21 protein-coding genes are annotated in these 23,536 nt (G+C 51.5%); 7 read left to right on the top strand and 14 right to left on the bottom strand.

The window, feature by feature from the left end:
* The first annotated feature begins 200 nt into the window (after positions 1 to 200).
* Together purH and purD are read left to right on the top strand one after the other, a co-directional pair.
* Positions 201 to 1,787, top strand: a complete 1,587-nt coding sequence (purH, locus tag IFO68_RS18535; protein ID WP_192017301.1) for a bifunctional phosphoribosylaminoimidazolecarboxamide formyltransferase/IMP cyclohydrolase — start codon at positions 201 to 203, stop codon at positions 1,785 to 1,787.
* Between the two features lie 208 nt (positions 1,788 to 1,995).
* Positions 1,996 to 3,282 (top strand): phosphoribosylamine--glycine ligase, encoded by a 1,287-nt coding sequence (purD, locus tag IFO68_RS18530; protein WP_192017300.1) that lies wholly within the window; start codon positions 1,996 to 1,998, stop codon positions 3,280 to 3,282.
* A gap of 81 nt (positions 3,283 to 3,363) precedes the next feature.
* Here the strand turns inward: purD and IFO68_RS18525 are convergent, their stop codons facing one another.
* Both IFO68_RS18525 and hupA read right to left on the bottom strand, forming a co-directional pair.
* Complete coding sequence (locus tag IFO68_RS18525; protein WP_192017299.1) at positions 3,364 to 4,035, bottom strand: DUF1481 domain-containing protein; 672 nt, start codon at positions 4,033 to 4,035, stop codon at positions 3,364 to 3,366.
* Positions 4,036 to 4,076: 41 nt separating this feature from the next.
* Positions 4,077 to 4,349 (bottom strand): nucleoid-associated protein HU-alpha, encoded by a 273-nt coding sequence (gene hupA, locus IFO68_RS18520; protein WP_027254117.1) that lies wholly within the window; start codon positions 4,347 to 4,349, stop codon positions 4,077 to 4,079.
* Between the two features lie 330 nt (positions 4,350 to 4,679).
* Here hupA and IFO68_RS18515 point away from each other — a divergent pair, with 330 nt between their 5' ends.
* On the top strand, positions 4,680 to 5,753 hold the full coding sequence (locus tag IFO68_RS18515) for a CNNM domain-containing protein (protein ID WP_192017298.1): 1,074 nt from the start codon (positions 4,680 to 4,682) through the stop codon (positions 5,751 to 5,753).
* 63 nt (positions 5,754 to 5,816) lie between these two features.
* Here the strand turns inward: IFO68_RS18515 and IFO68_RS18510 are convergent, their stop codons facing one another.
* On the bottom strand, positions 5,817 to 6,404 hold the full coding sequence (locus IFO68_RS18510; protein ID WP_192017297.1) for a YjaG family protein: 588 nt from the start codon (positions 6,402 to 6,404) through the stop codon (positions 5,817 to 5,819).
* Positions 6,405 to 6,473: 69 nt separating this feature from the next.
* Between IFO68_RS18510 and IFO68_RS18505 the strand changes: the two genes are divergently transcribed.
* Together IFO68_RS18505 and IFO68_RS18500 are read left to right on the top strand one after the other, a co-directional pair.
* The gene (locus tag IFO68_RS18505) at positions 6,474 to 7,385 is read left to right on the top strand and encodes a D-2-hydroxyacid dehydrogenase (protein ID WP_192017296.1); all 912 of its coding nucleotides are present in this window, start codon (positions 6,474 to 6,476) and stop codon (positions 7,383 to 7,385) included.
* An 8-nt stretch (positions 7,386 to 7,393) separates the two neighbouring features.
* Positions 7,394 to 7,993 (top strand): uracil-DNA glycosylase family protein, encoded by a 600-nt coding sequence (locus IFO68_RS18500; RefSeq protein ID WP_192017295.1) that lies wholly within the window; start codon positions 7,394 to 7,396, stop codon positions 7,991 to 7,993.
* Between the two features lie 62 nt (positions 7,994 to 8,055).
* On the opposite strand, the gene hemE is transcribed toward IFO68_RS18500, so the two are convergent.
* On the bottom strand, positions 8,056 to 9,120 hold the full coding sequence (hemE, locus tag IFO68_RS18495) for a uroporphyrinogen decarboxylase (protein ID WP_192017294.1): 1,065 nt from the start codon (positions 9,118 to 9,120) through the stop codon (positions 8,056 to 8,058).
* Positions 9,121 to 9,364: 244 nt separating this feature from the next.
* On the opposite strand from hemE, the gene IFO68_RS18490 reads away from it, so the two are divergent.
* Entirely contained in the window at positions 9,365 to 9,544 is a 180-nt protein-coding gene (locus IFO68_RS18490) for a hypothetical protein (protein WP_192017377.1), read from the top strand.
* Positions 9,545 to 9,585: 41 nt separating this feature from the next.
* Here the strand turns inward: IFO68_RS18490 and nudC are convergent, their stop codons facing one another.
* Positions 9,586 to 10,380, bottom strand: coding sequence for an NAD(+) diphosphatase (gene nudC / locus IFO68_RS18485; protein WP_192017293.1), 795 nt, complete (start codon positions 10,378 to 10,380; stop codon positions 9,586 to 9,588).
* Positions 10,381 to 10,540: 160 nt separating this feature from the next.
* Here nudC and rsd point away from each other — a divergent pair, with 160 nt between their 5' ends.
* Entirely contained in the window at positions 10,541 to 11,026 is a 486-nt protein-coding gene (gene rsd, locus IFO68_RS18480) for a sigma D regulator (RefSeq protein ID WP_192017292.1), read from the top strand.
* Between the two features lie 206 nt (positions 11,027 to 11,232).
* On the opposite strand, the gene rpoC is transcribed toward rsd, so the two are convergent.
* The 9 genes from rpoC to IFO68_RS18435 all read right to left on the bottom strand — a co-directional run.
* Positions 11,233 to 15,450 (bottom strand): DNA-directed RNA polymerase subunit beta', encoded by a 4,218-nt coding sequence (rpoC, locus tag IFO68_RS18475; protein WP_192017291.1) that lies wholly within the window; start codon positions 15,448 to 15,450, stop codon positions 11,233 to 11,235.
* Between the two features lie 94 nt (positions 15,451 to 15,544).
* A complete protein-coding gene (gene rpoB, locus IFO68_RS18470) occupies positions 15,545 to 19,570 on the bottom strand; it encodes a DNA-directed RNA polymerase subunit beta (RefSeq protein ID WP_192017290.1) in 4,026 nt (1,341 codons plus the stop codon).
* Between the two features lie 222 nt (positions 19,571 to 19,792).
* Entirely contained in the window at positions 19,793 to 20,158 is a 366-nt protein-coding gene (gene rplL, locus IFO68_RS18465) for a 50S ribosomal protein L7/L12 (RefSeq protein ID WP_027254128.1), read from the bottom strand.
* Positions 20,159 to 20,219: 61 nt separating this feature from the next.
* Positions 20,220 to 20,708: a 50S ribosomal protein L10 gene (rplJ, locus tag IFO68_RS18460; RefSeq protein WP_192017289.1), complete on the bottom strand. Its 489-nt coding sequence runs from the start codon at positions 20,706 to 20,708 to the stop codon at positions 20,220 to 20,222.
* Positions 20,709 to 20,947: 239 nt separating this feature from the next.
* On the bottom strand, positions 20,948 to 21,649 hold the full coding sequence (rplA, locus tag IFO68_RS18455; RefSeq protein ID WP_192017288.1) for a 50S ribosomal protein L1: 702 nt from the start codon (positions 21,647 to 21,649) through the stop codon (positions 20,948 to 20,950).
* A 4-nt stretch (positions 21,650 to 21,653) separates the two neighbouring features.
* A complete protein-coding gene (gene rplK / locus IFO68_RS18450; protein ID WP_027254131.1) occupies positions 21,654 to 22,082 on the bottom strand; it encodes a 50S ribosomal protein L11 in 429 nt (142 codons plus the stop codon).
* A gap of 125 nt (positions 22,083 to 22,207) precedes the next feature.
* Positions 22,208 to 22,753: a transcription termination/antitermination protein NusG gene (nusG, locus tag IFO68_RS18445; protein WP_027254132.1), complete on the bottom strand. Its 546-nt coding sequence runs from the start codon at positions 22,751 to 22,753 to the stop codon at positions 22,208 to 22,210.
* Between the two features lie 12 nt (positions 22,754 to 22,765).
* A complete protein-coding gene (secE, locus tag IFO68_RS18440; RefSeq protein WP_161459318.1) occupies positions 22,766 to 23,143 on the bottom strand; it encodes a preprotein translocase subunit SecE in 378 nt (125 codons plus the stop codon).
* Positions 23,144 to 23,352: 209 nt separating this feature from the next.
* On the bottom strand, positions 23,353 to 23,536 hold a 184-nt coding region (locus IFO68_RS18435; RefSeq protein WP_473741670.1), incomplete at its 5' end, for an EF-Tu C-terminal domain-related protein.

Here is a 23,536-nt window from a genome sequence, read left to right as displayed (position 1 = left end):
TAACTCTCCCTGCACAGCGCTCACGGCTGACCGTTTACGGCCCAAGGCAAACGTTTGCGCAATGCCGGGAATCATGTAAAATACGCGCCATTACGCAAATCCCATCCCGCCTGACGGATGAGGCTATTTGCCAAAGGCAATCTCAGTATAACAGGTCAGCTTTTGGCAAATAATTCACCGCAATCAAAGAGATGGTAGCAATGGAAAACGCTCGTCCTATTCGCCGTGCTCTGATCAGCGTATCAGACAAAACGGGAATTGTTGAATTCGCACAAGCTCTTGCCAACCGTGGCGTCGATATCCTGTCCACTGGCGGTACTGCCCGCCTGCTGGCTGATAAAGGTATTCAGGTGACTGAAGTCTCCGACTATACGGGCTTCCCTGAAATGATGGATGGCCGTGTTAAAACCCTGCACCCGAAAGTGCATGGCGGCGTACTGGGCCGACGTGGCCAGGACGATACGATCATGGCTGAGCATGGCATTGCACCGATTGATATGGTGGTGGTTAACCTCTATCCGTTCGCGGCGACAGTCGCAAAGCCGGGTTGTACATTAGAAGACGCCGTTGAGAACATTGATATCGGTGGTCCGACTATGGTACGCAGTGCCGCAAAAAACCATAAAGATGTGACTATAGTCGTGAATGCGCACGATTATGACCGCGTGCTGGCTGAAATGGCCGACAACGACGGGTCACTGACTCACGCTACCCGCTTCGATCTGGCGATTGCGGCGTTCGAACACACAGCCGCTTACGACGGCATGATCGCCAACTATTTCGGCACCATGGTGCCCTCTTATGGCGACCCAGCTGACGAGGACTCTAAGTTCCCGCGCACCTTCAATCAGCAGTTCGTCAAGAAGCAAGGCATGCGCTATGGCGAAAACAGCCATCAGGATGCCGCTTTCTACGTCGAAGCACAGCCGGAAGAAGCCTCTGTGGCCACAGCGCGCCAGTTGCAGGGCAAAGCTCTGTCTTACAACAACATAGCCGATACCGATGCCGCGCTGGAATGCGTTAAAGAATTCGACCAGCCAGCCTGTGTGATAGTGAAACACGCCAACCCTTGCGGTGTGGCACTGGGTGCTAACCTGCTGGAAGCCTATGATCGCGCTTACAAGACAGACCCGACATCTGCGTTTGGCGGCATCATCGCCTTCAATGGCGAACTGGATGCTGCAACCGCCAAAGCCATTGTTGAGCGCCAGTTCGTTGAAGTGATTATTGCCCCCAGCGTCAGCGCCGAAGCCGCTGCTGTGGTGTCTGCCAAGCAAAACGTCCGTCTGCTGGAATGCGGCCAGTGGCACAGCAAAACCACAGAGTTTGACATCAAACGCGTCAACGGTGGCCTGCTGGTGCAGGACCGCGACCAGGGCATGGTCGGCCTGGATGATCTCAAAGTGGTCACCCAACGCCAGCCAAGCGACGAAGAGCTGCGCGATGCCCTGTTCTGCTGGAAAGTGGCTAAATACGTGAAATCCAATGCGATCGTCTACGCCAAAGGCAACATGACCATCGGTGTAGGCGCCGGCCAGATGAGTCGCGTATATTCAGCCAAAATTGCCGGTATCAAAGCGGCGGACGAAAAGCTGGAAGTGGCTGGCAGTGTGATGGCATCAGATGCCTTCTTCCCGTTCCGCGACGGTATCGATGCGGCGGCAGCAGCCGGTATCACCTGTGTGATTCAGCCGGGCGGGTCAATGCGTGATGACGAAGTGATTGCCGCTGCCGACGAACACGGCATGGCCATGGTCTTCACAGGCATGCGTCACTTCCGTCATTAATCAATCGTAAGGCTCCGCGATCACTGTGGAACCTTGCTTTATTTCTTGGGCGCTCAACAGGTTTGGGCGCTTTCGATTAAGCAACTTTTAAGCATTTAGCGCTAAGCCAGGTTTTCGATCTCAAGGAAAGCGCACGCAGTTGATACCGAATCAATGAGTACGCTTGACACAGAAATCGCCAACCTGGCGACGCGATAAGGATCAAAAGATGAAAGTTCTTGTCATTGGTAATGGCGGCCGCGAGCACGCCCTGGGCTGGAAAGCCGCACAATCGGCACAGGTAGAGAAAGTCTTCGTGGCACCGGGCAATGCTGGTACTGCCTTAGAGCCAAAACTGGAAAATGTCGCGATTGGCGTGGAAGACACTGCGGCACTGGTGGCGTTTGCCAAAGAGCAGCAAATCGGCCTGACCATTGTTGGCCCGGAAGCACCACTGGTGATAGGTGTGGTTGACGCATTCCGTGCTGCGGGCTTGCCGATTTTCGGTCCGACCCAGGCCGCCGCCCAGCTGGAAGGCTCCAAAGCCTTCACCAAAGACTTCCTGGCCCGCCATCAGATCCCGACGGCAGAATACCAGAACTTTACCGAGATCGAGCCAGCTCTGGCTTACCTGAAAGAAAAAGGCGCGCCCATTGTGGTCAAAGCCGATGGTCTGGCAGCCGGTAAAGGCGTGATCGTGGCCATGACGCAAGAGGAAGCCGAGGCGGCAGTCCGCGATATGCTGGCAGGCAATGCCTTTGGTGAAGCCGGTCACCGCGTTGTCATTGAAGAGTTCCTCGACGGCGAAGAAGCCAGCTTCATTGTGATGGTGGACGGCGAACACATACTGCCGATGGCAACCAGTCAGGATCACAAGCGCGTAGGTAACGGCGACACAGGTCCGAATACCGGCGGCATGGGCGCTTACTCGCCGGCCCCTGTAGTGACTCAGGAAATCCACCAGCGCGTGATGGACGAAGTGATTGTTCCTACCGTGCGTGGCATGGCAGCCGAGGGCAACCCCTACACAGGCTTTCTGTATGCCGGCCTGATGATCATGGCCGACGGCACACCGAAAGTGATTGAGTATAACTGCCGCTTCGGCGACCCGGAAACTCAGCCTATTATGCTGCGCCTGCAATCGGATCTGGTTGAGCTGTGCCTGGCGGCTGTCGATGGCAAACTGAATACCGTGGACTCTCAGTGGGATCCGCGTGCAGCGATTGGTGTGGTGCTGGCTGCCGGTGGTTATCCGGGCGACTACAGCAAAGGGGATGTGATTTCCGGTCTGCCCCTGCAAGACGGCAACGCACAAAAAGTCTTCCATGCCGGCACTACCAGCAAAGACGGTGCCGTGGTGACCAATGGCGGCCGCGTGTTATGTGCCACTGCTATGGGCGACACAGTGTCTGATGCTCAGCAACGTGCTTATGCGCTGGCAAAACAAATCCGCTGGAACGGTGTGTTCTTCCGTGACGACATTGGCTACCGCGCCATTGCCCGTGAACAGGACTGATCTGCCACCGCACACAAACTAAAAATAAGGCGCCGAAAGGCGCCTTATCTGTTGTTATCCACTTATCTTTCGCTCTGTCCGTCAGGACACATCCAGTAATCTGGGCGGCGTCAGGCAGTGCTGCGCGGTTGTCCGGTTCAGCACCATCTGCTGCGCGGTGACCTTGCCCCGGCCATCCGATTTTCCGATCAGTGCGATATAACCTGGCTGGGCATTGATCTGCTGCCAGTTAATCTCAATCTCAGCCTGAGCATCACAATGGACAAACCGTTGACCGTCCCACACACCCTGCACCAGCTGGAATCCCTCTCGCGACTGCTCTCGGACAAGAGCCACCGCCATGTCAGCCTGCTGGCTGAGCTGATGCAGCTGAGTATCAGACAAAGGAAAAACCGTGTCGCCAACTTTATAGCGCTGGAACACCGCCTCGCCGTGCTGATCGTAACGCACATGCAATTCAAACGGCTGGTGTTTATCGTCTTTCAGCGCTGTGCCGGCCCGCTTCAATTCACGCAACTGCCCGTCATGCCAGCGATAATCCGTCTGATACTCACCGTAATCGCCCATCCAGACCCGTTCAGCCAAAGACTCGGTTTTCGATTGACGCAGGTTGACCCAGTACAGTGATGACGCATCACCGACGACCTGACCGCCGCTAAGGCGTTCCAAAGGAGACAGTGTGTGTTGTGATAAAGCAGAGCTGCCACAGGCAGAAAGCAGGAAAGTCAGTACAATCAGGCAGGTTCGTTTCATAAATAAAAACTCCGCCGAAGTTATCCCCGGCGGAGTTAAGATTATTTTACAGAATCTTTCAGCGCTTTACCTGCAACGAAAGCAGGTACGTTGGCTGCAGCGATCTGGATTTCTTTACCAGTCTGCGGGTTACGACCTGTACGCGCTGCGCGGTGGTTTACTTTAAATGTGCCAAAGCCAATAAGTTGAACCTGGTCACCGGATTTCAATGCTTCGGTGATGCCGCTCAGGGTTGATTCCAGCGCATCTTTTGCTTGCGCTTTAGTCAGGTCCGCTTGTTCAGCAATCAGGTCAATCAGTTGGGTCTTGTTCATTCGGTTTCCCTTCTAAGGTTTTTTCTTCAGACTTATCCACTCTAATTCAAAAGAAGCCCATGTGGCAAAGGTTTGTCGGCTTTCCTGTGGTTAGCTGCGGGGTCTTTAACCATAAACTGAGCGCAAGTTCACAAATTGTTACTATCCTGAAGAAGACGCTGGTTGCTTTTGCTTCTTATTGCACCAATTAATACTCAAATAACTCAAGAAGCTAGGTGCCGTGAGTTCAACGTATTCATACACACCAGTGCTGTTGCGGTCCTTATCATTCGACAATTTGAGGCCACTTGAGTCCTTCATAGTTATTCCACTAAGAGCAAATCAAAACGCATGTTACTTCTGACCTTCTATATCTCAATCGCAATAGGTATTTCTTTTATCTGCTCTGTGCTGGAAGCTGTACTGCTCAGTATTTCTCCCAGCTACATTGGCACCCTGCGTCAACAAGAACATCCCATGGCAGACAAACTGGCAGAGCTGAAAGGCAATATCGATCGTCCACTGGCGTCGATTCTGACCCTGAACACCATAGCCCACACCATTGGTGCCGCAACGGCCGGTGCCCAGGCCGCCGTCGTCTTCGGCAGTCAGTGGCTAGGGGTATTCTCTGCTGCGCTCACAGTCGGCATTCTTCTGCTGTCAGAGATCATTCCCAAAACCATAGGCGCGACCTACTGCCGCCAGTTGGCACCGTTCACGGCTCATGTACTGGAATGGATGATCTGGCTGCTTCGTCCTTTCGTGTGGGTCTCGGAGCAAATCACCCGCCGTTTGTCGCAGGGCCACCAGCCCCCGAAACTGCGTGATGAGCTCTCAGCCATGGCCATGCTGGCCAAAGAGTCCGGCGAACTGGCCGAAGGGGAATCGAAAATCATGCATAACCTGCTGCAGTTCTGTGATGTCAGCGTGAGTAAAATCATGACGCCACGGCCGGTCCTGTTCCGTGTCGAGGGCAGTTTGTCTATCAACGAATTTTTGAGTCAGGCCAAAGACAGCCCTTTTTCACGCCCGTTGATCTACCAAGGCAGTAAAGACAATATTCTCGGATTTGTTCACCGTCTCGAACTGTTTGCCGCCAGTCAGAGCGGACAGGGCAATCTGCTGCTCAGTGACTTAATGCGTCCGCTGCCTGTGGTTCTGAATCTGGATACTGTTCCGGTGGCGTTTGAAAAACTGATGAAAGAGCGCGTCCAGCTGGCGTTAGTGGTCGATGAATACGGCACTGTGATGGGACTGGTTACCCTGGAAGATATTTTCGAGAGCCTGGTCGGCGAAGAAATTGTCGATGAAGCCGATACCAGCACCGACATGCAGCAACTGGCGTTTCAGCGCTGGGAACGCTGGAAGAAAAAACACGGGGTGATTGAAAACCGCGACGACGACGAAGACGATTACAACAACTGACCCCTCAACAAAGACGAACCAGGCAGGATAGCGATCCTGCCTTGTTCGGCACAGACTCTCAAATCAGAGCGCAATCCCGATATTACTCACCCCGTCGTCACGCAGTTCACGGCGCAGGCTTTTAATCAGCTCGATATCCCGGCCATCTGTCTCTTTCAGTGCACGGTAGATAGCCCACTGGACATCCCATTCTTCGCACACGGCCTGATTGTTCTTCTGGTTGTCGTTGGTGATTTCCTCACCCTCGCGCGCTTGTTCCAGATTGGCTACCGTTTCAACCGACAGGGAACTGATGCTCAGTGCGGTCTCAGGGATCAGATCACGATCCAGCAGCGCATGCAGCAGATCAGACAGCCCGACACAGGCATCGATCGCCGGATTCACCGCATACAAATCAAAATCGTCGGCAGCAGGCACCATCTCTTCCAGCTTCTCCAGCTGGTTTTCAAAATTGATCTTGGCATTTTTCACCGTCAGGATTTCCCAGACGCTGTCGAGGATAAGACGATAAGGCTGAGGATCCGCAAATTCAGTCTCGCGGCAGAAGAAAGCGTAATTGGGATACATCCGCTCGCAAAGTGAGGCCATAAAGGTCAGGTATTGCCAGGGTTCAAATTTTTCTAGGCGAAGCTGAATTGGATTCTTAAGCATGGGATAATCTGTCTGAAAACGTTAACTTGAATTTTACTTGATAACCCGCCAGCGCAAAAGGAAAAAGCCATGCATCAACTCTGTATTGTTTCCCGACGGGCAGACCTGTACCGCCAACTGATTGAAGAAGCAGACTTACCGGCGCTGTCACTGACAGACAATCCTGACGAGGCGACGCTGGTGCTGGCCGATCCGCCATTAATCACTGACAGGTTGACGCAATTTCCGCAGCTGCGCTGGCTGCAATCCACCTATGCCGGCATTGACGCCCTGATCCAGCCCGGATTGCGCAACGATTATGCGCTGACCAATGTCCGGGGGATCTTCGGCCAGTTGATCAGCGAATACGTGCTGGGTTTGCTGATCAGCCACCAGCGCCATTTCGGCCGTTATCAGGTCCAGCAACAGCAGGCGCAGTGGCAACCGCACAGCTACGGCGCTCTGTCTGACAAAACCATGGTGATTCTGGGCACCGGCTCGATTGGCCAGCATCTGGCTGGCGCAGCCAAAGCGTTAGGAATGACAGTGCTGGGCGTGAACCGCTCCGGCGAAAGTGCTGCCCCTGATTTTGATAAGGTCATGGCTATCAAGGATCTGAACGAGGCACTGCAACAGGCTGATGTGCTGGTGTCAGTGCTGCCTGCCACTGCGATGACAGACAATCTGCTCAATGCCGACAGCCTGAGCCATTGCCGCGGTAGCTTACTCTTCAATGTCGGCCGGGGTAATGCGGTGTGTGAGCCAGGCCTGCTGCAGGCACTGGCCAGTGGCGCGCTCAGCCATGCTTTTCTGGATGTGTTCAAACAAGAGCCGCTGCCGGCTGAGCACCCTTTCTGGTGTCACCCTCAGATAACTGTCACCCCGCACATTGCCGCCGAGAGCTTCCCGCAACAGGTCATGGAGATATTCAAAACCAACTACCTGCGCTATGTTGAAGGTAAGCCGCTGCAATACCAGATTGACTTCACACTCGGTTATTAAGGCTGATTATGGCAAATCTCAACCCTCCGCACACCTTATCGGCATTGCTGAACCAGATCCGTCAGTGCGAGCTGTGTAAAGCCCACCTGCCGCTCGGTCCGCGGCCGGTGATTCAAGCCAGCAGCGAAGCACGCTTAATGATAGTCGGCCAGGCCCCGGGCACCCGGGTCCATGACACTGGCATTCCCTGGAACGATCCAAGCGGCGACCGGCTGCGCCGCTGGCTGGATCTCGATCGTGATACTTTCTATGATCCCAGCCGTATCGCCATTATGCCGATGGGGTTTTGTTATCCGGGAAAAGGCAAGAGCGGGGACTTGCCGCCAAGACCCGAATGCGCGCCGCAATGGCATGGCCAGGTCTGGCCGCTGCTGCCCAATATCGGCATGACACTGCTGGTCGGCCAGTATGCGCAGAATTACTATCTGTCAGATAAACCCAAAACCCTGACCGACACAGTCAGAGCCTGGCGGCAATGGGCGCCAGATTATCTGCCACTGCCTCACCCATCGCCGCGCAATACCTTGTGGCTGAAGAAAAACCCCTGGTTTGAAACCGATGTCGTGCCCTACATCCGCGACTATGTCCACCAGCACCTGGGGCTGTAAGCTGCCTGTAAAACGCAAAAAGCGAGCCATTCAGCTCGCTTTCTGGTGTCATCAGCCGCCGCTTACTTGTGATAAGGGGCAGACAGCTCATGGACCGCCTCGACAAAGACGCCGGCATTTTCCGGCGGTACGTCGAGATGGATACCGTGGCCCAGGTTAAAGACATGACCCGTGCCTTCACCGAAGCCAGACAGAATACCGGCCACTTCTTCACGGATACGCTCTGGCGACGCGTACAGCATGGACGGGTCCATATTGCCTTGCAGGGCCACTTTGTCACCCACACGGCGCTTGGCGTCGGCAATATCAATGGTCCAGTCCAGACCCACCGCATCACAACCGGTTGCCGCAATCGCTTCCAGCCACATACCACCGTTTTTGGTAAACAGGGTCACAGGGACACGGCGGCCTTCGTTTTCACGGATCAGGCCATCGACAATCTTGTGCATGTACTGTAGCGAAAACAGCTGGTAATCACGCGGGGTCAATACGCCACCCCAGGTGTCAAACACCATCACTGACTGGGCACCGGCTTTGATTTGAGCATTCAGGTACTGAATCACACTGTCGGCCAGTTTATCCAGCAGTGCATGCAGAACTGCAGGTTCGGCGTACATCATTTTTTTGATTTTTGTAAACGCCTTAGTGCTGCCGCCTTCCACCATGTAAGTAGCCAGCGTCCACGGGCTGCCGGAAAAGCCAATCAGCGGCACCTCACCTTTCAAATCTTTTCGGATTTGACGCACGGCGTTCATAACATATTGCAGCTCACCTTCCGGGTCAGGGATACCTATCTTATCGACATCGGCTTTACAGGTGATAGGACGCTCGAATTTTGGCCCTTCACCGGTTTCAAAATACAGTCCAAGACCCATAGCATCTGGAATGGTCAGGATGTCAGAAAACAGGATAGCGGCATCCAGCGGAAAACGGCGCAAAGGTTGCAAAGTCACTTCGCTGGCCAGTTCAGCATTCTTACACAGCGACATAAAGTCGCCAGCCACGCCGCGGGTTGCACGGTATTCTGGTAGATAACGGCCTGCCTGACGCATCATCCATACAGGGGTGCAGTCAACCGGCTGCTTGAGTAAAGCACGCAGATAGCGATCGTTTTTCAATTCTGTCATTGTCAACATCCTGGCAAATAATTGAGTACATTGTAACACCCTGATCCGGCAACAGCAGCTATGCATTCACCCTGAATGGCAATTAATGCCGCGTAGAGCACATCGCTTGTCAGCCGTACGGTTTAAGCATCTGCTGTTTCATTTTTGGCAATCTAATGTTGCAGATATTTTAATCAATAGCCTATCGGTTCTCTGATACTGTTATTAACAGCCAACATCGGCTAATGCAAAAATTGGAGGATCTATGGACCTGCAAGTTGTTATCGAATTTACTGAAACCGGTGTGTACAAAGACCGCTGTTGGGAAAACTCTTTCAAAGCCATGAAAGGACAGTTGCATAAAGTCACCCCGCATTATGCCGCACACCTGATTAAGCATTCCAAAGCCATTTTCCGCGGACTGCCAGAAAGCCACTCAGGCTGATAGGAGCCTGGGTCCCTTCCAGTAAATTATCTCCCTGGCATTTACTGGTCACCATCTTTCCGGATTGCTGCTTCCTGCCTGATAGCCTCGCAAGTAGCCTGAATAAGACGATGCGCAATCGTCCCTGGTGGCGCGATCTGCGGTAACTGATCATGTTTAAACCAGCGGGCATCCACCAGCTCTTCGTAATCCGGACGGATAACACCACTTTGGTGTTCCGCCAGAAATCCCATCATAATGTTGGACGGAAACGCCCAGGGCTGACTGTCAAAGTAGCGGATATTGGTCACTTCAATACCCGTCTCTTCTTTGACTTCACGAGCCACACATTGCTCCAGGGTTTCTCCGGCTTCAACAAAGCCGGCAATAACGGTATACATGCCACTTTTGTGGCGGGGATGCTGCGCCAGCAAAATGCAGTCATCTTTCTTCACCGCAACAATGATACAGGGAGCAATGCGCGGATAATGGTAGCTGTCACAGGCCTGGCAACGCATAGCGTGTGCACCGTCTGCCAATGTCGTTTTCCCGCCGCAGGAAGAACAAAATGCCTGCGTCTCGCACATATGGGATAACTGCATCGCTTTGCCGGCCAGCGCAAACAGATCCTCATGCTCGTGAAGAAATTCCCTGAGAGAATAAAATTTTTTATCGGCCAATAAATCAGGATCTTCCAGCCATCTCACCGGGTATCCCTGATGAAAACCGATCACGGTGGATCTTGCAAGATCCAAGTCAGTAAAGCCTTCCAGTGTAAGCGGTAACTTACCATTTTCTAAATAAATTCTGCGGTCACGAATGACACACCAGTAGCTGTGTTCTTGCTTTTTTGACATTAGCTGCTCCTCCATCCTTGCAGGGTATCAGTTTTGCTGGCAATCTAAACCTAACAGTGGAATTTGGCTTTGCCATATTGGTACTCTTAGTGTCACTAAGAGTTTGACAGGTATTGTTTTCGGCTCCTGCTTCTTGCGGGGCGATCATGAGGACATGGTCATGCTTAGTAAATTCGAACAAGTGCAAAAACAATGGGGTGGCAACAATGATGTCATCGATCATTGGCTGATGTCGAGGCAGCAGCTGCTGATAGATTACTGCAAATTAGCAGGCTTACCTCCCTTTGAAAATAAATCCCGGCAACTTCCCACGTCATCGCAGCTCCAACTCTTCAGCCAGCAACTGGTTGATTACATCTCCGAAGGTCACTTTAAAATTTATGACAAGGTGATGGCAAGGTGGCAGGCGACCGGATATTCCCCAACCACAGAAATCTCACAGCTCTACAACAAAATTACTGATACCACAGATCCCTTGCTGAATTTTGCAGACCGCTATTGTGAGATCACAGACGACAGTGATGATTGGGATAATTTTGATAACGAATTGTCCATGGTGGGTGAACAAATCGAATTAAGGTTCGAGCTGGAAGATGATCTGATTGAGCTGATCAGTGAAAGTTTAGCCGTTCCACCCGGCGCTTAATCACAGCAAATCACACGCTGTGCTACCAAGAACGGGTAATCAGAATCCCTGATTACTGTATGCATCTTTGTCTGTTTAAAATCAGCCAGAGCCCAAAAACAGTCAGGCCGCTGAAAACACATAACCAACGAATTTAAACATAAAAACAAAAGGCACCCCTGAGGGTGCCTTTTTCAGTTTTCGGTTATGCAAGAACCAAACAGATCTTAATCTTCGTCGTTCAAACCGGCATTCAGCAGTGCTGCCAGGTCTTGAGACGCCTGCTCGGCATCAACCTGAGGCTCTACCGGAGCCAGATCCGCATCACGACGACGCTGACGCTGCTGGTGATAAGAGAAACCTGTACCCGCAGGGATCAAACGACCCACGATGACGTTTTCTTTCAGACCACGCAGCTCATCACGCTTACCGGCAACCGCAGCTTCAGTCAGTACGCGAGTCGTTTCCTGGAACGACGCGGCAGAGATGAAGGACTCAGTAGCCAGAGACGCTTTGGTAATACCCAGCAGATCACGCTCAAACAGTGCAGGCTGCTTGTCTTCAGCAATCAGCTGACGGTTGGCGATGTTCACGCGGGAGAATTCCACCTGCTCGCCTTCCAGGAACTCAGAGTCACCCGGAACCGTAATGGTTACCTTACGCAGCATCTGACGGATGATAGTCTCGATGTGCTTATCGTTAATCTTAACGCCTTGCAGACGGTAAACTTCCTGAACCTCGTTAACGATGTATTCTGCTACCGCGTGAACGCCACGCAGACGCAGGATATCGTGTGGAGCTTCCGGACCATCGGCAATAACATCACCTTTTTCAACTTTCTCGCCTTCAAAGACGTTCAGCTGACGCCACTTAGGAATCATTTCCTCATATGGCTGGCCATCAGTTGGGGTGATGATCAAACGACGCTTACCTTTGGTCTCTTTACCGAAGGATACTGCACCTGTGATTTCAGCCAGGATTGCAGGCTCTTTCGGCTTACGCGCTTCGAACAGGTCAGCAACGCGTGGCAGACCACCGGTGATATCTTTCGTACCGCCAGATTCCTGAGGAATACGAGACAGCGTGTCACCGATACCAACCGCAGAACCGTCTTCCAGCTGAACAATGGCTTTACCCGGCAGGAAGTACTGCGCAGGCATATCTGTACCCGGAATCATGACATCGTTGCCTTTGTCATCAACCAGTTTCACCATTGGACGCATATCTTTACCTGCACCGGTACGCTCGGCACCGTCCAGGATTACGATAGAAGACAGACCGGTCAGGTCGTCCGTCTGGCGAGAAACCGTCACACCATCGATCAGATCCACAAACTGGATATGACCTGCCACTTCAGTAATGATTGGCATTGTGTGTGGGTCCCAGTTCGCCACCACTTCACCGGCTTCAACCGCATCGTTGTCGCCTTTGCCCAGCATCGAACCGTATGGCAGCTTGTAGCTTTCCTTGGTACGACCGAACTCATCAACAATAGTCAGCTCAGCAGCACGCGAAGTGATAACCAGCTTGCCATCGTTATTAGTAACGAACTTGGCATTGTGCAGCTTCAGAGAACCTTTGTTCTTCACCTGAATACTGTTTTCTGCTGCCGCACGAGAAGCCGCACCACCGATGTGGAACGTACGCATCGTCAGCTGTGTACCTGGTTCACCGATGGACTGTGCTGCCACAACGCCGACTGCTTCACCCTGGTTAACCAGGTGACCACGAGCCAGGTCACGACCATAACAGTTACGGCAACAACCGAAGTCGTTTTCACAAGTAACAACAGAACGCACTTTAATCTGGTCAACTGAGTTGTCTTCCAGAATGTCACACCACTTCTCGTCCAGCATAGTGTTGCGTTGAACCAGTACTTCTTCAGTACCTGGTTTCAGCACATCATCGGCCACGACTCGACCCAGTACGCGATCTCGCAGCGGCTCTTTAACATCACCACCTTCGATCAGCGGCATCATAGTGATACCTGCGTGCGTACCACAGTCATCAGCTGTGATCACCACATCCTGGGCAACGTCTACCAGACGACGAGTCAGGTAACCTGAGTTCGCTGTTTTCAGTGCCGTATCCGCCAGACCTTTACGCGCACCGTGCGTGGAGATGAAGTACTGGAGTACGTTCAGACCTTCACGGAAGTTCGCGGTGATTGGCGTTTCGATGATCGAACCATCTGGTTTCGCCATCAGACCACGCATACCCGCCAACTGACGAATCTGTGCAGCCGAACCACGAGCACCGGAATCGGCCATCATGTATACGCTGTTAAACGATTTCTGCTGTTCTTCTTTACCTTCGCGGTTGATAACTGTGTCAAACGACAGGTTATCCATCATCGCTTTAGCAACCTGTTCGTTCGCGGTTGCCCAGATATCGATCACTTTGTTGTAACGTTCGCCAGCTGTTACCAGACCCGACTGGAACTGATCCTGAATTTCTGCAACTTCAGCTTCAGCTTCAGCGATCTTGGTGTACTTAGCGTCTGGCACCACCATGTCGTCGATACCAACAGATACACCAGACAGGGCCGCGTAAGCAAAGCCTGTGTACATGATCTGGTCAGCAAAAATGACAGTTTGCTTCATACCCAGTTCACGGTAACAGGTGTTCAGCAGGTTCGAGATCTGCTTCTTACCCAGTGCTTCAGTGTTCACCAGGCTGTATGGCAGACCCTTAGGCACGATTTGCCACAGCATGGCTCGGCCAACAGTGGTGTCCATCAGCTGGGTGTTTTTCACCAGCTCACCTTGCTCGTTTTTCACGTGCTCAGTGATACGCACTTTAACGCGAGCATGCAGCTCTGCATTACCGGTACGGTACGCTTTCTCTGCTTCCGCAGAGCCGGCCAGGTACATGCCTTCGCCTTTAGCGTTGATCTTGTCGCGGGTCATGTAGTACAGACCCAGTACAACGTCCTGAGACGGTACGATGATTGGATCACCAGACGCCGGAGACAGGATGTTGTTGGTCGACATCATCAGCGCACGTGCTTCCAACTGCGCTTCCAGCGTCAGCGGTACGTGTACCGCCATCTGGTCACCATCGAAGTCGGCGTTATAAGCCGCACAGACCAGCGGGTGCAGCTGAATCGCTTTACCTTCGATCAACACAGGTTCAAACGCCTGGATACCCAGACGGTGCAGTGTTGGTGCACGGTTCAGCATAACCGGGTGTTCGCGGATCACTTCGTCCAGGATATCCCAAACAACAGCTTCTTCGCGCTCAACCATCTTCTTGGCAGCTTTGATGGTGGTCGCCAGACCACGGGTTTCCAGCTTGCCGTAGATGAACGGTTTGAACAGCTCTAGTGCCATTTTCTTCGGCAGACCACACTGATGCAGACGCAGGTATGGACCCACGGTAATCACCGAACGGCCTGAGTAGTCGACACGCTTACCCAGCAGGTTCTGACGGAAACGACCCTGCTTACCTTTGATCATGTCAGCCAGAGATTTCAGCGGACGCTTGTTCGAACCCGTGATGGCACGACCACGACGACCGTTGTCCAGCAGTGCATCCACAGACTCTTGCAACATACGCTTTTCGTTACGTACGATGATGTCTGGGGCAGCCAGATCCAGCAGGCGCTTCAAACGGTTGTTACGGTTGATCACACGACGGTATAGGTCGTTCAGATCAGAGGTCGCGAAACGACCACCGTCCAGCGGTACCAGAGGACGCAGATCCGGCGGCAGTACAGGCAGTACTGACAGGATCATCCACTCTGGGTTGTTACCGGATTGAACAAATGCTTCAACCAGCTTGAGACGCTTGGTCAGCTTCTTACGCTTGGTTTCAGAGTTGGTTTCTTCCAGCTCTTCACGCATCAGTTCGATTTCAGCATTCAGATCCATGTTGGCCAGCAGTGCTTTCACTGCTTCGGCGCCCATGCGCGCGTCGAACTCATCGCCCCACTCTTCCAGCGCGTCCAGATACTGTTCTTCAGACAGCAGCTGACTACGCTCAAGATTGGTCATGCCAGGTTCGATAACCACATAAGATTCGAAATAAAGCACACGCTCGATATCACGCAGCGGCATGTCCATCAACAGGCCGATACGGGATGGCAGTGATTTCAGGAACCAGATGTGGGCAACAGGAGAAGCCAGCTCAATGTGACCCATACGCTCACGACGTACTTTGGTCTGAGTAACTTCTACACCACATTTTTCACAGATCACGCCACGGTGCTTCAGGCGTTTGTATTTACCACAAAGACATTCATAGTCTTTGACCGGGCCAAAGATACGTGCACAGAACAGACCGTCACGCTCAGGCTTAAAGGTACGGTAGTTAATGGTTTCTGGCTTTTTCACTTCACCGAAAGACCATGAACGAATCATGTCAGGTGAAGCAAGACCGATTTTGATCGCATCAAATTCTTCGGTCTTGTGCTGTGCTTTCAGAAACTTAAGTAAGTCTTTCACATTCGGCTCCTGTGAGGAGTTGACCCATAAAGGCGCCGTGGCGGCGGCGCCTTCATATTGATACCGGATTCAAGTAGTACTGACAGCGTCAGGCTTACTCGTCTTCCAGCTCGATGTTGATACCCAACGAGCGGATCTCTTTCAACAGTACGTTGAAGGATTCCGGCATACCTGGTTCCATACGGTGATCACCATCGACGATGTTTTTATACATCTTCGTACGGCCATTCACGTCATCCGATTTCACTGTCAGCATTTCCTGCAGCGTATAGGCGGCACCATAAGCTTCCAGTGCCCACACTTCCATCTCACCGAAGCGCTGACCACCGAACTGAGCTTTACCGCCCAATGGCTGCTGAGTTACCAGACTGTACGAACCGGTAGAACGGGCGTGCATCTTGTCGTCGACCAGGTGGTTCAGTTTCAGCATGTACATGTAACCAACAGTTACAGGACGCTCGAACTGCTCACCGGTACGGCCATCAAACAAATTCAGCTGACCTGATTCTGGCAAGTCCGCCAGTTTCAACAGCTCTTTGATTGCTGGCTCAGGCGCACCGTCAAAGACAGGTGTCGCGATCGGCAGACCCGCACGCAGGTTCTCAATCAGGGTACGAACTTCATCATCAGACATAGATGCAATATCAACATTCTGACGGGTATCGCCCAGATCATAGACCTTCTGAAGGAATTCGCGGAACCTATGCAGTTCCTGCTGTTCTTTCAGCATCTGATTGATCTTGTCGCCGATACCTTTTGCCGCCAGACCCATGTGAGTTTCCAGGATCTGACCGATGTTCATACGCGAAGGTACACCCAGTGGGTTCAGTACGATGTCGACCGTCTGGCCTTTCTCATCGTAAGGCATGTCTTCAACCGGACAAATCTTCGAGATAACACCCTTGTTACCGTGACGGCCGGCCATCTTATCACCAGGCTGAATACGGCGTTTAACGGCCAGATAGACCTTAACGATCTTCAGGACGCCAGGGGCCAGGTCATCACCTTGGGTGATCTTACGACGCTTGGTTTCGAACTTCTTATCGAACTCAGATTTCAGCTCGTCGTACTGCTCTGCCAACTGCTCCAGCTGGTTTTGCAGTGACTCGTCATCCAGAGTCTGAGAGAACAGCTTCTCACGGTCCATGGAAGACACACGCGCGTCATCATAACCGGCAGACAGCAGCAGAGTACGGACACGAGCCAGCAAACCACCTTCCAGGATCTGGAATTCTTCGGTGATGTCTTTCTTCGCTTCTTTCAGCTGCATCTCTTCAATTTCGAGTGCACGCTTGTCCTTCTCTACGCCATCGCGCGTGAAGACCTGAACGTCGATGATGGTACCAGACACAGAGTTAGGTACACGCAGCGACGAGTCTTTCACGTCAGACGCTTTTTCACCGAAGATGGCACGCAGCAGTTTCTCTTCCGGTGTCAGCTGAGTCTCGCCCTTAGGCGTTACTTTACCAACCAGAATATCGCCACCCTTCACCTCCGCACCGATGTAAACGATGCCGGACTCGTCCAGTTTGGACAGGGCTGCTTCACCCACGTTCGGGATGTCTGCTGTGATTTCTTCCGCACCCAGCTTAGTATCACGTGCCACACAGGACAGTTCCTGAATGTGGATAGTCGTCAGGCGATCTTCCTGAACCACACGCTCAGAGACTAAGATGGAGTCTTCGAAGTTGTAGCCGTTCCAAGGCATGAACGCGATACGCATGTTCTGGCCAAGAGCCAGCTCACCCAGGTCAGTAGACGGACCATCAGCCAGCACGTCACCACGTGCTACAGGTTCACCCGGCATCACAGTTGGACGCTGGTTGATACAGGTGTTCTGGTTAGAACGGGTGTACTTAGTCAGGTTGTAGATGTCGATACCGGCTTCGCCCGGTACCAGCTCGTCTTCGTTCACTTTGATAACGATACGAGACGCATCTACCGACTGAACCATACCGCCACGTTTAGCCACCGAGGTTACACCGGAGTCAACCGCTACCGCACGCTCAATACCTGTACCTACCAGCGGCTTATCAGCACGCAGAGTCGGTACTGCCTGACGTTGCATGTTCGCACCCATAAGGGCACGGTTAGCATCATCGTGCTCCAGGAACGGGATCAGGGACGCTGCCACAGATACCACCTGGTTGGTTGCAACGTCCATATACTGAACGTGGTCACGTGGGTGAAGACCAGATTCACCTTTGTGGCGGGCAGTGATCAGCTCATCGGTAAAGCTACCGTCTTCTTCAAGAGCGGCGTTTGCCTGAGCGATAACAAACTGACCTTCTTCAATCGCTGACAGATAATCAATCTGGTCGGTAACCTCACCATCAACCACTTTGCGGTATGGTGTTTCCAGGAAACCGTACGGGTTACAACGCGCAAATACAGACAGCGAGTTGATCAGACCGATGTTCGGACCTTCAGGGGTCTCGATAGGACACAGACGACCGTAGTGCGTGGCGTGAACATCTCGAACTTCAAAGCCTGCACGCTCACGTGTCAGACCACCTGGACCCAGGGCAGAAATACGACGTTTGTGCGTCACTTCTGACAATGGGTTGTTCTGATCCATAAACTGAGACAACTGAGAAGAGCCAAAGAACTCTTTCACTGCCGCAGAGATAGGCTTAGCGTTGATCAGATCCTGTGGCATCACAGCATCCAAATCGCCCAGGCTCAGACGTTCTTTAACTGCGCGCTCAACACGTACCAGACCGACACGGAACTGGTTTTCAGCCATTTCGCCAACACTACGGATACGGCGGTTGCCCAGGTGGTCGATATCATCAACTTCACCTTTACCGTTACGAATGTCGATCAGCTTACGCATCACGTCGATAATATCGTCGTGATCCAGCGTGCCAGAACCTGTTGTTTCTTCACGTACCAGAGAGCTGTTGAACTTCATGCGGCCAACCGCAGACAGGTCATAGCGATCTTCAGAGAAGAACAGGCTTTCAAACAGCTGCTCTGCCGCTTCGCGCGTTGGTGGCTCACCAGGGCGCATCATGCGGTAGATTTCAACCAGGGCGCTCAGACGATCTGTTGTACTGTCAATACGCAGGGTATCAGACATGTACGGACCGTAATCCAGGTCGTTGGTAAACAGCACTTCGATGGCTTTGTGGCCAGCCTGAGACAGCTTAGCCAGAATTTCCAGGCTCAGCTCTTGGTTAGCTTCAACAATCAGCTCACCCGTGTCTTCATTCACATATTCACGTGCTGACACTTTGCCCACGATGTACTCAACCGGTACTTCGATGTGGTCAATGTTATCTTTCTGCAGCTGTCGGATATGGCGCGCAGTAATACGGCGGCCTTTCTCAACGTACACAGTGCCGTTCGCTTCAATATCGAAGCTCGCAGTTTCACCGCGCAGACGGTCTGGCACCAACTCCATAACCAAAGACTTGCCTTGTACTTCGAAATTGATCTTCTCGAAGAACAGGTCAAGGATTTGCTCAGTGGTATAGTTCAGCGCACGCAGAATGATAGACGCAGGCAACTTACGACGACGGTCGATACGAACGTAGACGTTATCCTTTGGATCAAATTCGAAATCCAACCATGAGCCACGGTAAGGAATGATGCGTGCGTTATAAAGCACTTTACCTGAAGAGTGGGTTTTACCCTTATCGCTGTCGAAAAAGACGCCCGGGCTACGGTGCAGCTGGGATACGATAACCCTCTCGGTACCGTTAATAACGAATGTACCGTTATCTGTCATGAGCGGAATTTCGCCCATGTAAACTTCTTGTTCTTTAATGTCTTTTACTGTGCCAGCTGGTGCGTCCTTGTCATACATAACAAGACGTAATTTCACGCGTAACGGCGCGGAATATGTTACACCACGAATCTGACATTCTTTGACATCGAACACCGGCTCACCGAGACGATAGCTAACGTATTGCAGCTCGGAATTGCCGTTATAGCTCTGAATTGGGAATACAGAACGAAAGGCAGCTTCTAGACCGTAATGCCCTTCCGGATCCTGCTCGATGAACTTATCAAAAGACTCAAGCTGGATCGACAGCAAGTAAGGTACATCCAATACTTGAGGACGCTTACCAAAATCCTTACGGATACGCTTTTTCTCGGTATAAGAGTAAACCATAGGTTCCTCAGATCGCTGATAAGTGATCCAAACTACCTCTAGTAAGAGGCAGTGACTAATAACATTGTTTGTAGCAGGAACAGCACTGGAGTACAGGCTGTGATTTGCACGGGAAGCGGTTGCAAAACAATGTGAAAAACACCACTACCCTACAGCGCAAAAGGGCCGGTGGCTTTTTAGCCACCAGCCCATAGCCATAAAGGCTAAGAAATTAAGTAATAATTACTTGATTTCAACAGATGCACCAGCTTCTTCCAGCTGAGCTTTCAGAGCTTCAGCTTCAGCTTTCTCAACACCTTCTTTCAGAGGTGCTGGAGCGCCGTCAACCAGAGCTTTAGCTTCTTTCAGGCCCAGACCAGTTGCGCCACGTACTGCTTTGATTACAGCAACTTTGTTACCGCCAGCAGCAGTCAGGATTACGTCGAATTCAGTTTGCTCTTCAGCAACTGCTTCAGCAGCGCCGCCAGCAACTACTGCTGCAGCAGCAGTAACACCGAACTTCTCTTCCATTGCTTCGATCAGTTCAACAACTTGCATTACAGACATTTCTGCAACTGCGTCTAGGATTTGCTCGTTAGTGATAGACATAACAATTCTCTTTTAAAGTCAACAATTAGTTTAAATAGCAACCAATAAAAAACCAAACTTATTAAGCGGCTTCTTTCTGATCGCGAATAGCTGCAATAGTACGAACCAGCTTGCCAGCAGAAGCTTCTTTCATGCACATCATCAGACGTGCGATAGCTTCGTCGTAAGTTGGCAGTTTCGCCAGAACATCTGCATCAGTCAGTACGCCTTCGAATGCAGCAGCTTTGATCTCGAAATCTTTGTTCTCTTTAGCAAAGTCTTTGAAAAGACGTGCTGCGGCACCTGGGTGCTCTGTAGAGAAAGCCAGCAGAGTAGGGCCTACGAAAGTGTCAGCAAGACACTCGTAGTTAGTACCTACTACTGCACGACGAGCCAGAGTATTACGAACAACACGTACGTAAACACCCGCTTCACGCGCTTGTTTACGCAGAGTCGTCATAGCACCCACGGCTACGCCACGAGAGTCAGCAACAACTGCAGACAGGGCACCACTGGCAGCTTCGTTGACTTCAGCAACAATTGCCTGTTTGTCTTGAAGGTTTAAAGCCATTGGATTTGCTCCTGGATTGTGTTTACCCACTCACTGCAAAATTGCAGGAGAGTTTGTACGGCGCAGATCCAAGAAAGACAGTAAATCAATCATGTTCCTGGCACCGTCTACGTAGGTTGAAGTATTAAGTTCTGAGAACACCTACGGTCTAGGACGAAGATCCCGGCAGAATGCTGCCCAGATCTTAGCCATTAATTCGAAACGCAGGATTATACATAATCCCAGCGATTCTGCAAATATTAAACGTTAGCGTCCAGAGTATTCTGGTCTAGCGCCACACCTGCACCCATAGTGGTAGAGATGCTGACTTTCTTGATGAAAGTACCTTTAGCTGATGCAGGTTTTGCTTTTTTCAGCGCAACCAGCAGAGATTCCAGGTTAGCTTTCAGTTTGTCAGCGTCGAAATCAACCTTACCGATAGTGGTGTGGATGATACCGTTCTTGTCGTTACGGTAACGAACCTGACCCGCTTTAGCATTCTTCACAGCTTCAGCAACGTTAGGCGTTACAGTACCCACTTTCGGGTTAGGCATCAGGCCACGAGGACCCAGGATAGTACCCAGCTGACCAACAACGCGCATTGCGTCTGGAGAAGCGATAACAACGTCAAAGTTCATTTCGCCTTTCTTAACCAGTTCAGCCAGATCTTCCATACCAATCAGATCTGCACCCGCTTCTTTCGCTGCTTCAGCGTTAGCACCTTGAGTGAAAACCGCTACGCGAACATCACGGCCAGTACCGTGTGGCAGTACAGTTGCGCCACGAACGTTCTGATCAGATTTACGAGCATCGATACCCAGGTTAACTGAAACGTCAACACTTTCTACGAATTTAGCAGTAGCCAGTTCTTTCAGCAGAGCAACAGCTTCGTTGATGTCGTACTCGCGAGTAGCGTCAACTTTCTCACGGATTACGCGCATACGCTTAGTTAGTTTTGCCATTGTCTTAACCCTCAACTACCAGACCCATTGAACGGGCAGTACCCGCGATAGAGCGCTTCATCGCTTCGATGTCGGCACCAGTCATGTCTGCAGCTTTAGTTTCTGCGATCTCTTGGATCTGAGCTTCAGTCACTTTACCCACTTTTTCAGTGTTAGGACGGCCAGAGCCTGACTTAACACCAGCTGCTTTCTTCAGCAGAACTGCAGCAGGTGGAGTTTTAGTAACGAAAGTGAAAGAACGGTCGCTATAAACAGTGATAACCACTGGAGTTGGCAGACCTTTCTCCATTGAATCTGTTTTAGCGTTAAACGCTTTACAGAATTCCATGATGTTCACACCGTGCTGACCCAGAGCTGGACCAACTGGCGGAGATGGGTTTGCCATACCAGCTGCAACTTGCAGCTTGATGTAAGCTTCTACTTTTTTAGCCATTGCTTAATTACCTTAATTTGGGTTCAAACGTCTGCTTTTAGCAAACAGACTCCCCGTCTAACGAAAGGGCGCGAAATTATAGTGTAATTCCACGCCCTTGACAATATGACTTGATTACTTATTGATCAGTTTTTCTCAACCTGACCAAACTCCAGTTCAACCGGAGTCGCACGGCCGAAGATAGAGACCGAGACTTTCACACGGCTCTTGTCATAATCGACTTCTTCAACCACACCGTTAAAGTCAGCAAACGGACCATCCGTCACGCGAACCACTTCACCCGGCTCAAACACAGTTTTGTGAACAGGCGATTCACTCGCCTGCTGCAGACGATTCAAAATCGCAGCAGCTTCTTTGTCTGAAATTGGCGCCGGACGATCAGATGTTCCGCCAATGAACCCCATCACACGAGGAATACTACGTACCAGATGCCAGGTTTCATCATTCATCACCATCTGTACGAGAACGTAACCAGGGAAGAACTTACGCTCGCTTTTGCGGCGCTGGCCAGCACGCATTTCCACTACTTCTTCTGTAGGTACTAATACCTCGTCGAAGTAGTCTTCCATGCCATGCATCTTGATATGTTCACGTAGTGACTGTGCAACTCGCCCTTCAAAACCAGAGAAGGCCTGCACAACATACCATCGTTTTTTTGGAGCTTCGCTCATGAACTCTTACCTCTATACACCGGTAACCAGGCGGACCAAACGGACCATAATGCCGTCGATGCCCCACAGGGCTAACGCCATAATGACAGTGACAGCTAAAACGATAAAGGTTGTCTGCGTAGCTTCCTGACGAGTTGGCCACACTACCTTGCGGACTTCCATGCGCGATTCACGGGCAAAAGTGATCGCTGTTTTACCTTTTGCTGTTAGAGCTGCAACACCACCAGCAGCGGCAACCAGGACCACTACAGCTGCGGCACGCAACGCTACAGATACATCACTGTACAGGTAATTACCAACCACCGCGGCTGCCAGCAGGGCAAATACAACAACCCATTTCAGGCTATCCATGCTACTAGAGCTGCTTTGGTTTTCGGCATTCGCTTTCATACAACCAACCTGTAACTTGTCTCAATATAGACGAAAATAACCTCGCAGGTAGCGAGGCTTCTAAGGATTAAGTAAATCCCTTTCGTAACGCTCTGTACACCTTAACGCATTTTTCACTCGGCACACTGACCAAAAAATACGCTAATCTGAGGCGGAGCGTAGAAAAAGGGCATCAAATGATGCCCTTTTTCGTACCTTGTCGTCAAATATTATTCAACGATCTTAGCAACAACACCAGCACCAACGGTACGGCCACCTTCACGGATTGCGAAGCGCAGACCTTCGTCCATTGCGATAGGTGCGATCAGAGTAACAACCATCTTGATGTTGTCACCTGGCATTACCATCTCAACGCCTTCTGGCAGTTCGATAGTACCGGTCACGTCAGTTGTA

Origin of the sequence: Photobacterium arenosum, from assembly GCF_014841115.1 — a bacterium.
GTDB lineage: Bacteria > Pseudomonadota > Gammaproteobacteria > Enterobacterales > Vibrionaceae > Photobacterium > Photobacterium arenosum.
This window is presented reverse-complemented; position numbering and strand designations above follow the sequence as displayed.

Coding starts and splice junctions, on each gene's coding strand:
- purH (WP_192017301.1), top strand. CDS start 201: ATGGAAAACGCTCGTCCTATTCGCCGTGCTCTGATCAGCGTATCAGAC.
- purD (WP_192017300.1), top strand. CDS start 1,996: ATGAAAGTTCTTGTCATTGGTAATGGCGGCCGCGAGCACGCCCTGGGC.
- IFO68_RS18525 (WP_192017299.1), bottom strand. CDS start 4,035: ATGAAACGAACCTGCCTGATTGTACTGACTTTCCTGCTTTCTGCCTGT.
- hupA (WP_027254117.1), bottom strand. CDS start 4,349: ATGAACAAGACCCAACTGATTGACCTGATTGCTGAACAAGCGGACCTG.
- IFO68_RS18515 (WP_192017298.1), top strand. CDS start 4,680: ATGTTACTTCTGACCTTCTATATCTCAATCGCAATAGGTATTTCTTTT.
- IFO68_RS18510 (WP_192017297.1), bottom strand. CDS start 6,404: ATGCTTAAGAATCCAATTCAGCTTCGCCTAGAAAAATTTGAACCCTGG.
- IFO68_RS18505 (WP_192017296.1), top strand. CDS start 6,474: ATGCATCAACTCTGTATTGTTTCCCGACGGGCAGACCTGTACCGCCAA.
- IFO68_RS18500 (WP_192017295.1), top strand. CDS start 7,394: ATGGCAAATCTCAACCCTCCGCACACCTTATCGGCATTGCTGAACCAG.
- hemE (WP_192017294.1), bottom strand. CDS start 9,120: ATGACAGAATTGAAAAACGATCGCTATCTGCGTGCTTTACTCAAGCAG.
- IFO68_RS18490 (WP_192017377.1), top strand. CDS start 9,365: ATGGACCTGCAAGTTGTTATCGAATTTACTGAAACCGGTGTGTACAAA.
- nudC (WP_192017293.1), bottom strand. CDS start 10,380: ATGTCAAAAAAGCAAGAACACAGCTACTGGTGTGTCATTCGTGACCGC.
- rsd (WP_192017292.1), top strand. CDS start 10,541: ATGCTTAGTAAATTCGAACAAGTGCAAAAACAATGGGGTGGCAACAAT.
- rpoB (WP_192017290.1), bottom strand. CDS start 19,570: ATGGTTTACTCTTATACCGAGAAAAAGCGTATCCGTAAGGATTTTGGT.
- rplL (WP_027254128.1), bottom strand. CDS start 20,158: ATGTCTATCACTAACGAGCAAATCCTAGACGCAGTTGCAGAAATGTCT.
- rplJ (WP_192017289.1), bottom strand. CDS start 20,708: ATGGCTTTAAACCTTCAAGACAAACAGGCAATTGTTGCTGAAGTCAAC.
- rplA (WP_192017288.1), bottom strand. CDS start 21,649: ATGGCAAAACTAACTAAGCGTATGCGCGTAATCCGTGAGAAAGTTGAC.
- rplK (WP_027254131.1), bottom strand. CDS start 22,082: ATGGCTAAAAAAGTAGAAGCTTACATCAAGCTGCAAGTTGCAGCTGGT.
- nusG (WP_027254132.1), bottom strand. CDS start 22,753: ATGAGCGAAGCTCCAAAAAAACGATGGTATGTTGTGCAGGCCTTCTCT.
- secE (WP_161459318.1), bottom strand. CDS start 23,143: ATGAAAGCGAATGCCGAAAACCAAAGCAGCTCTAGTAGCATGGATAGC.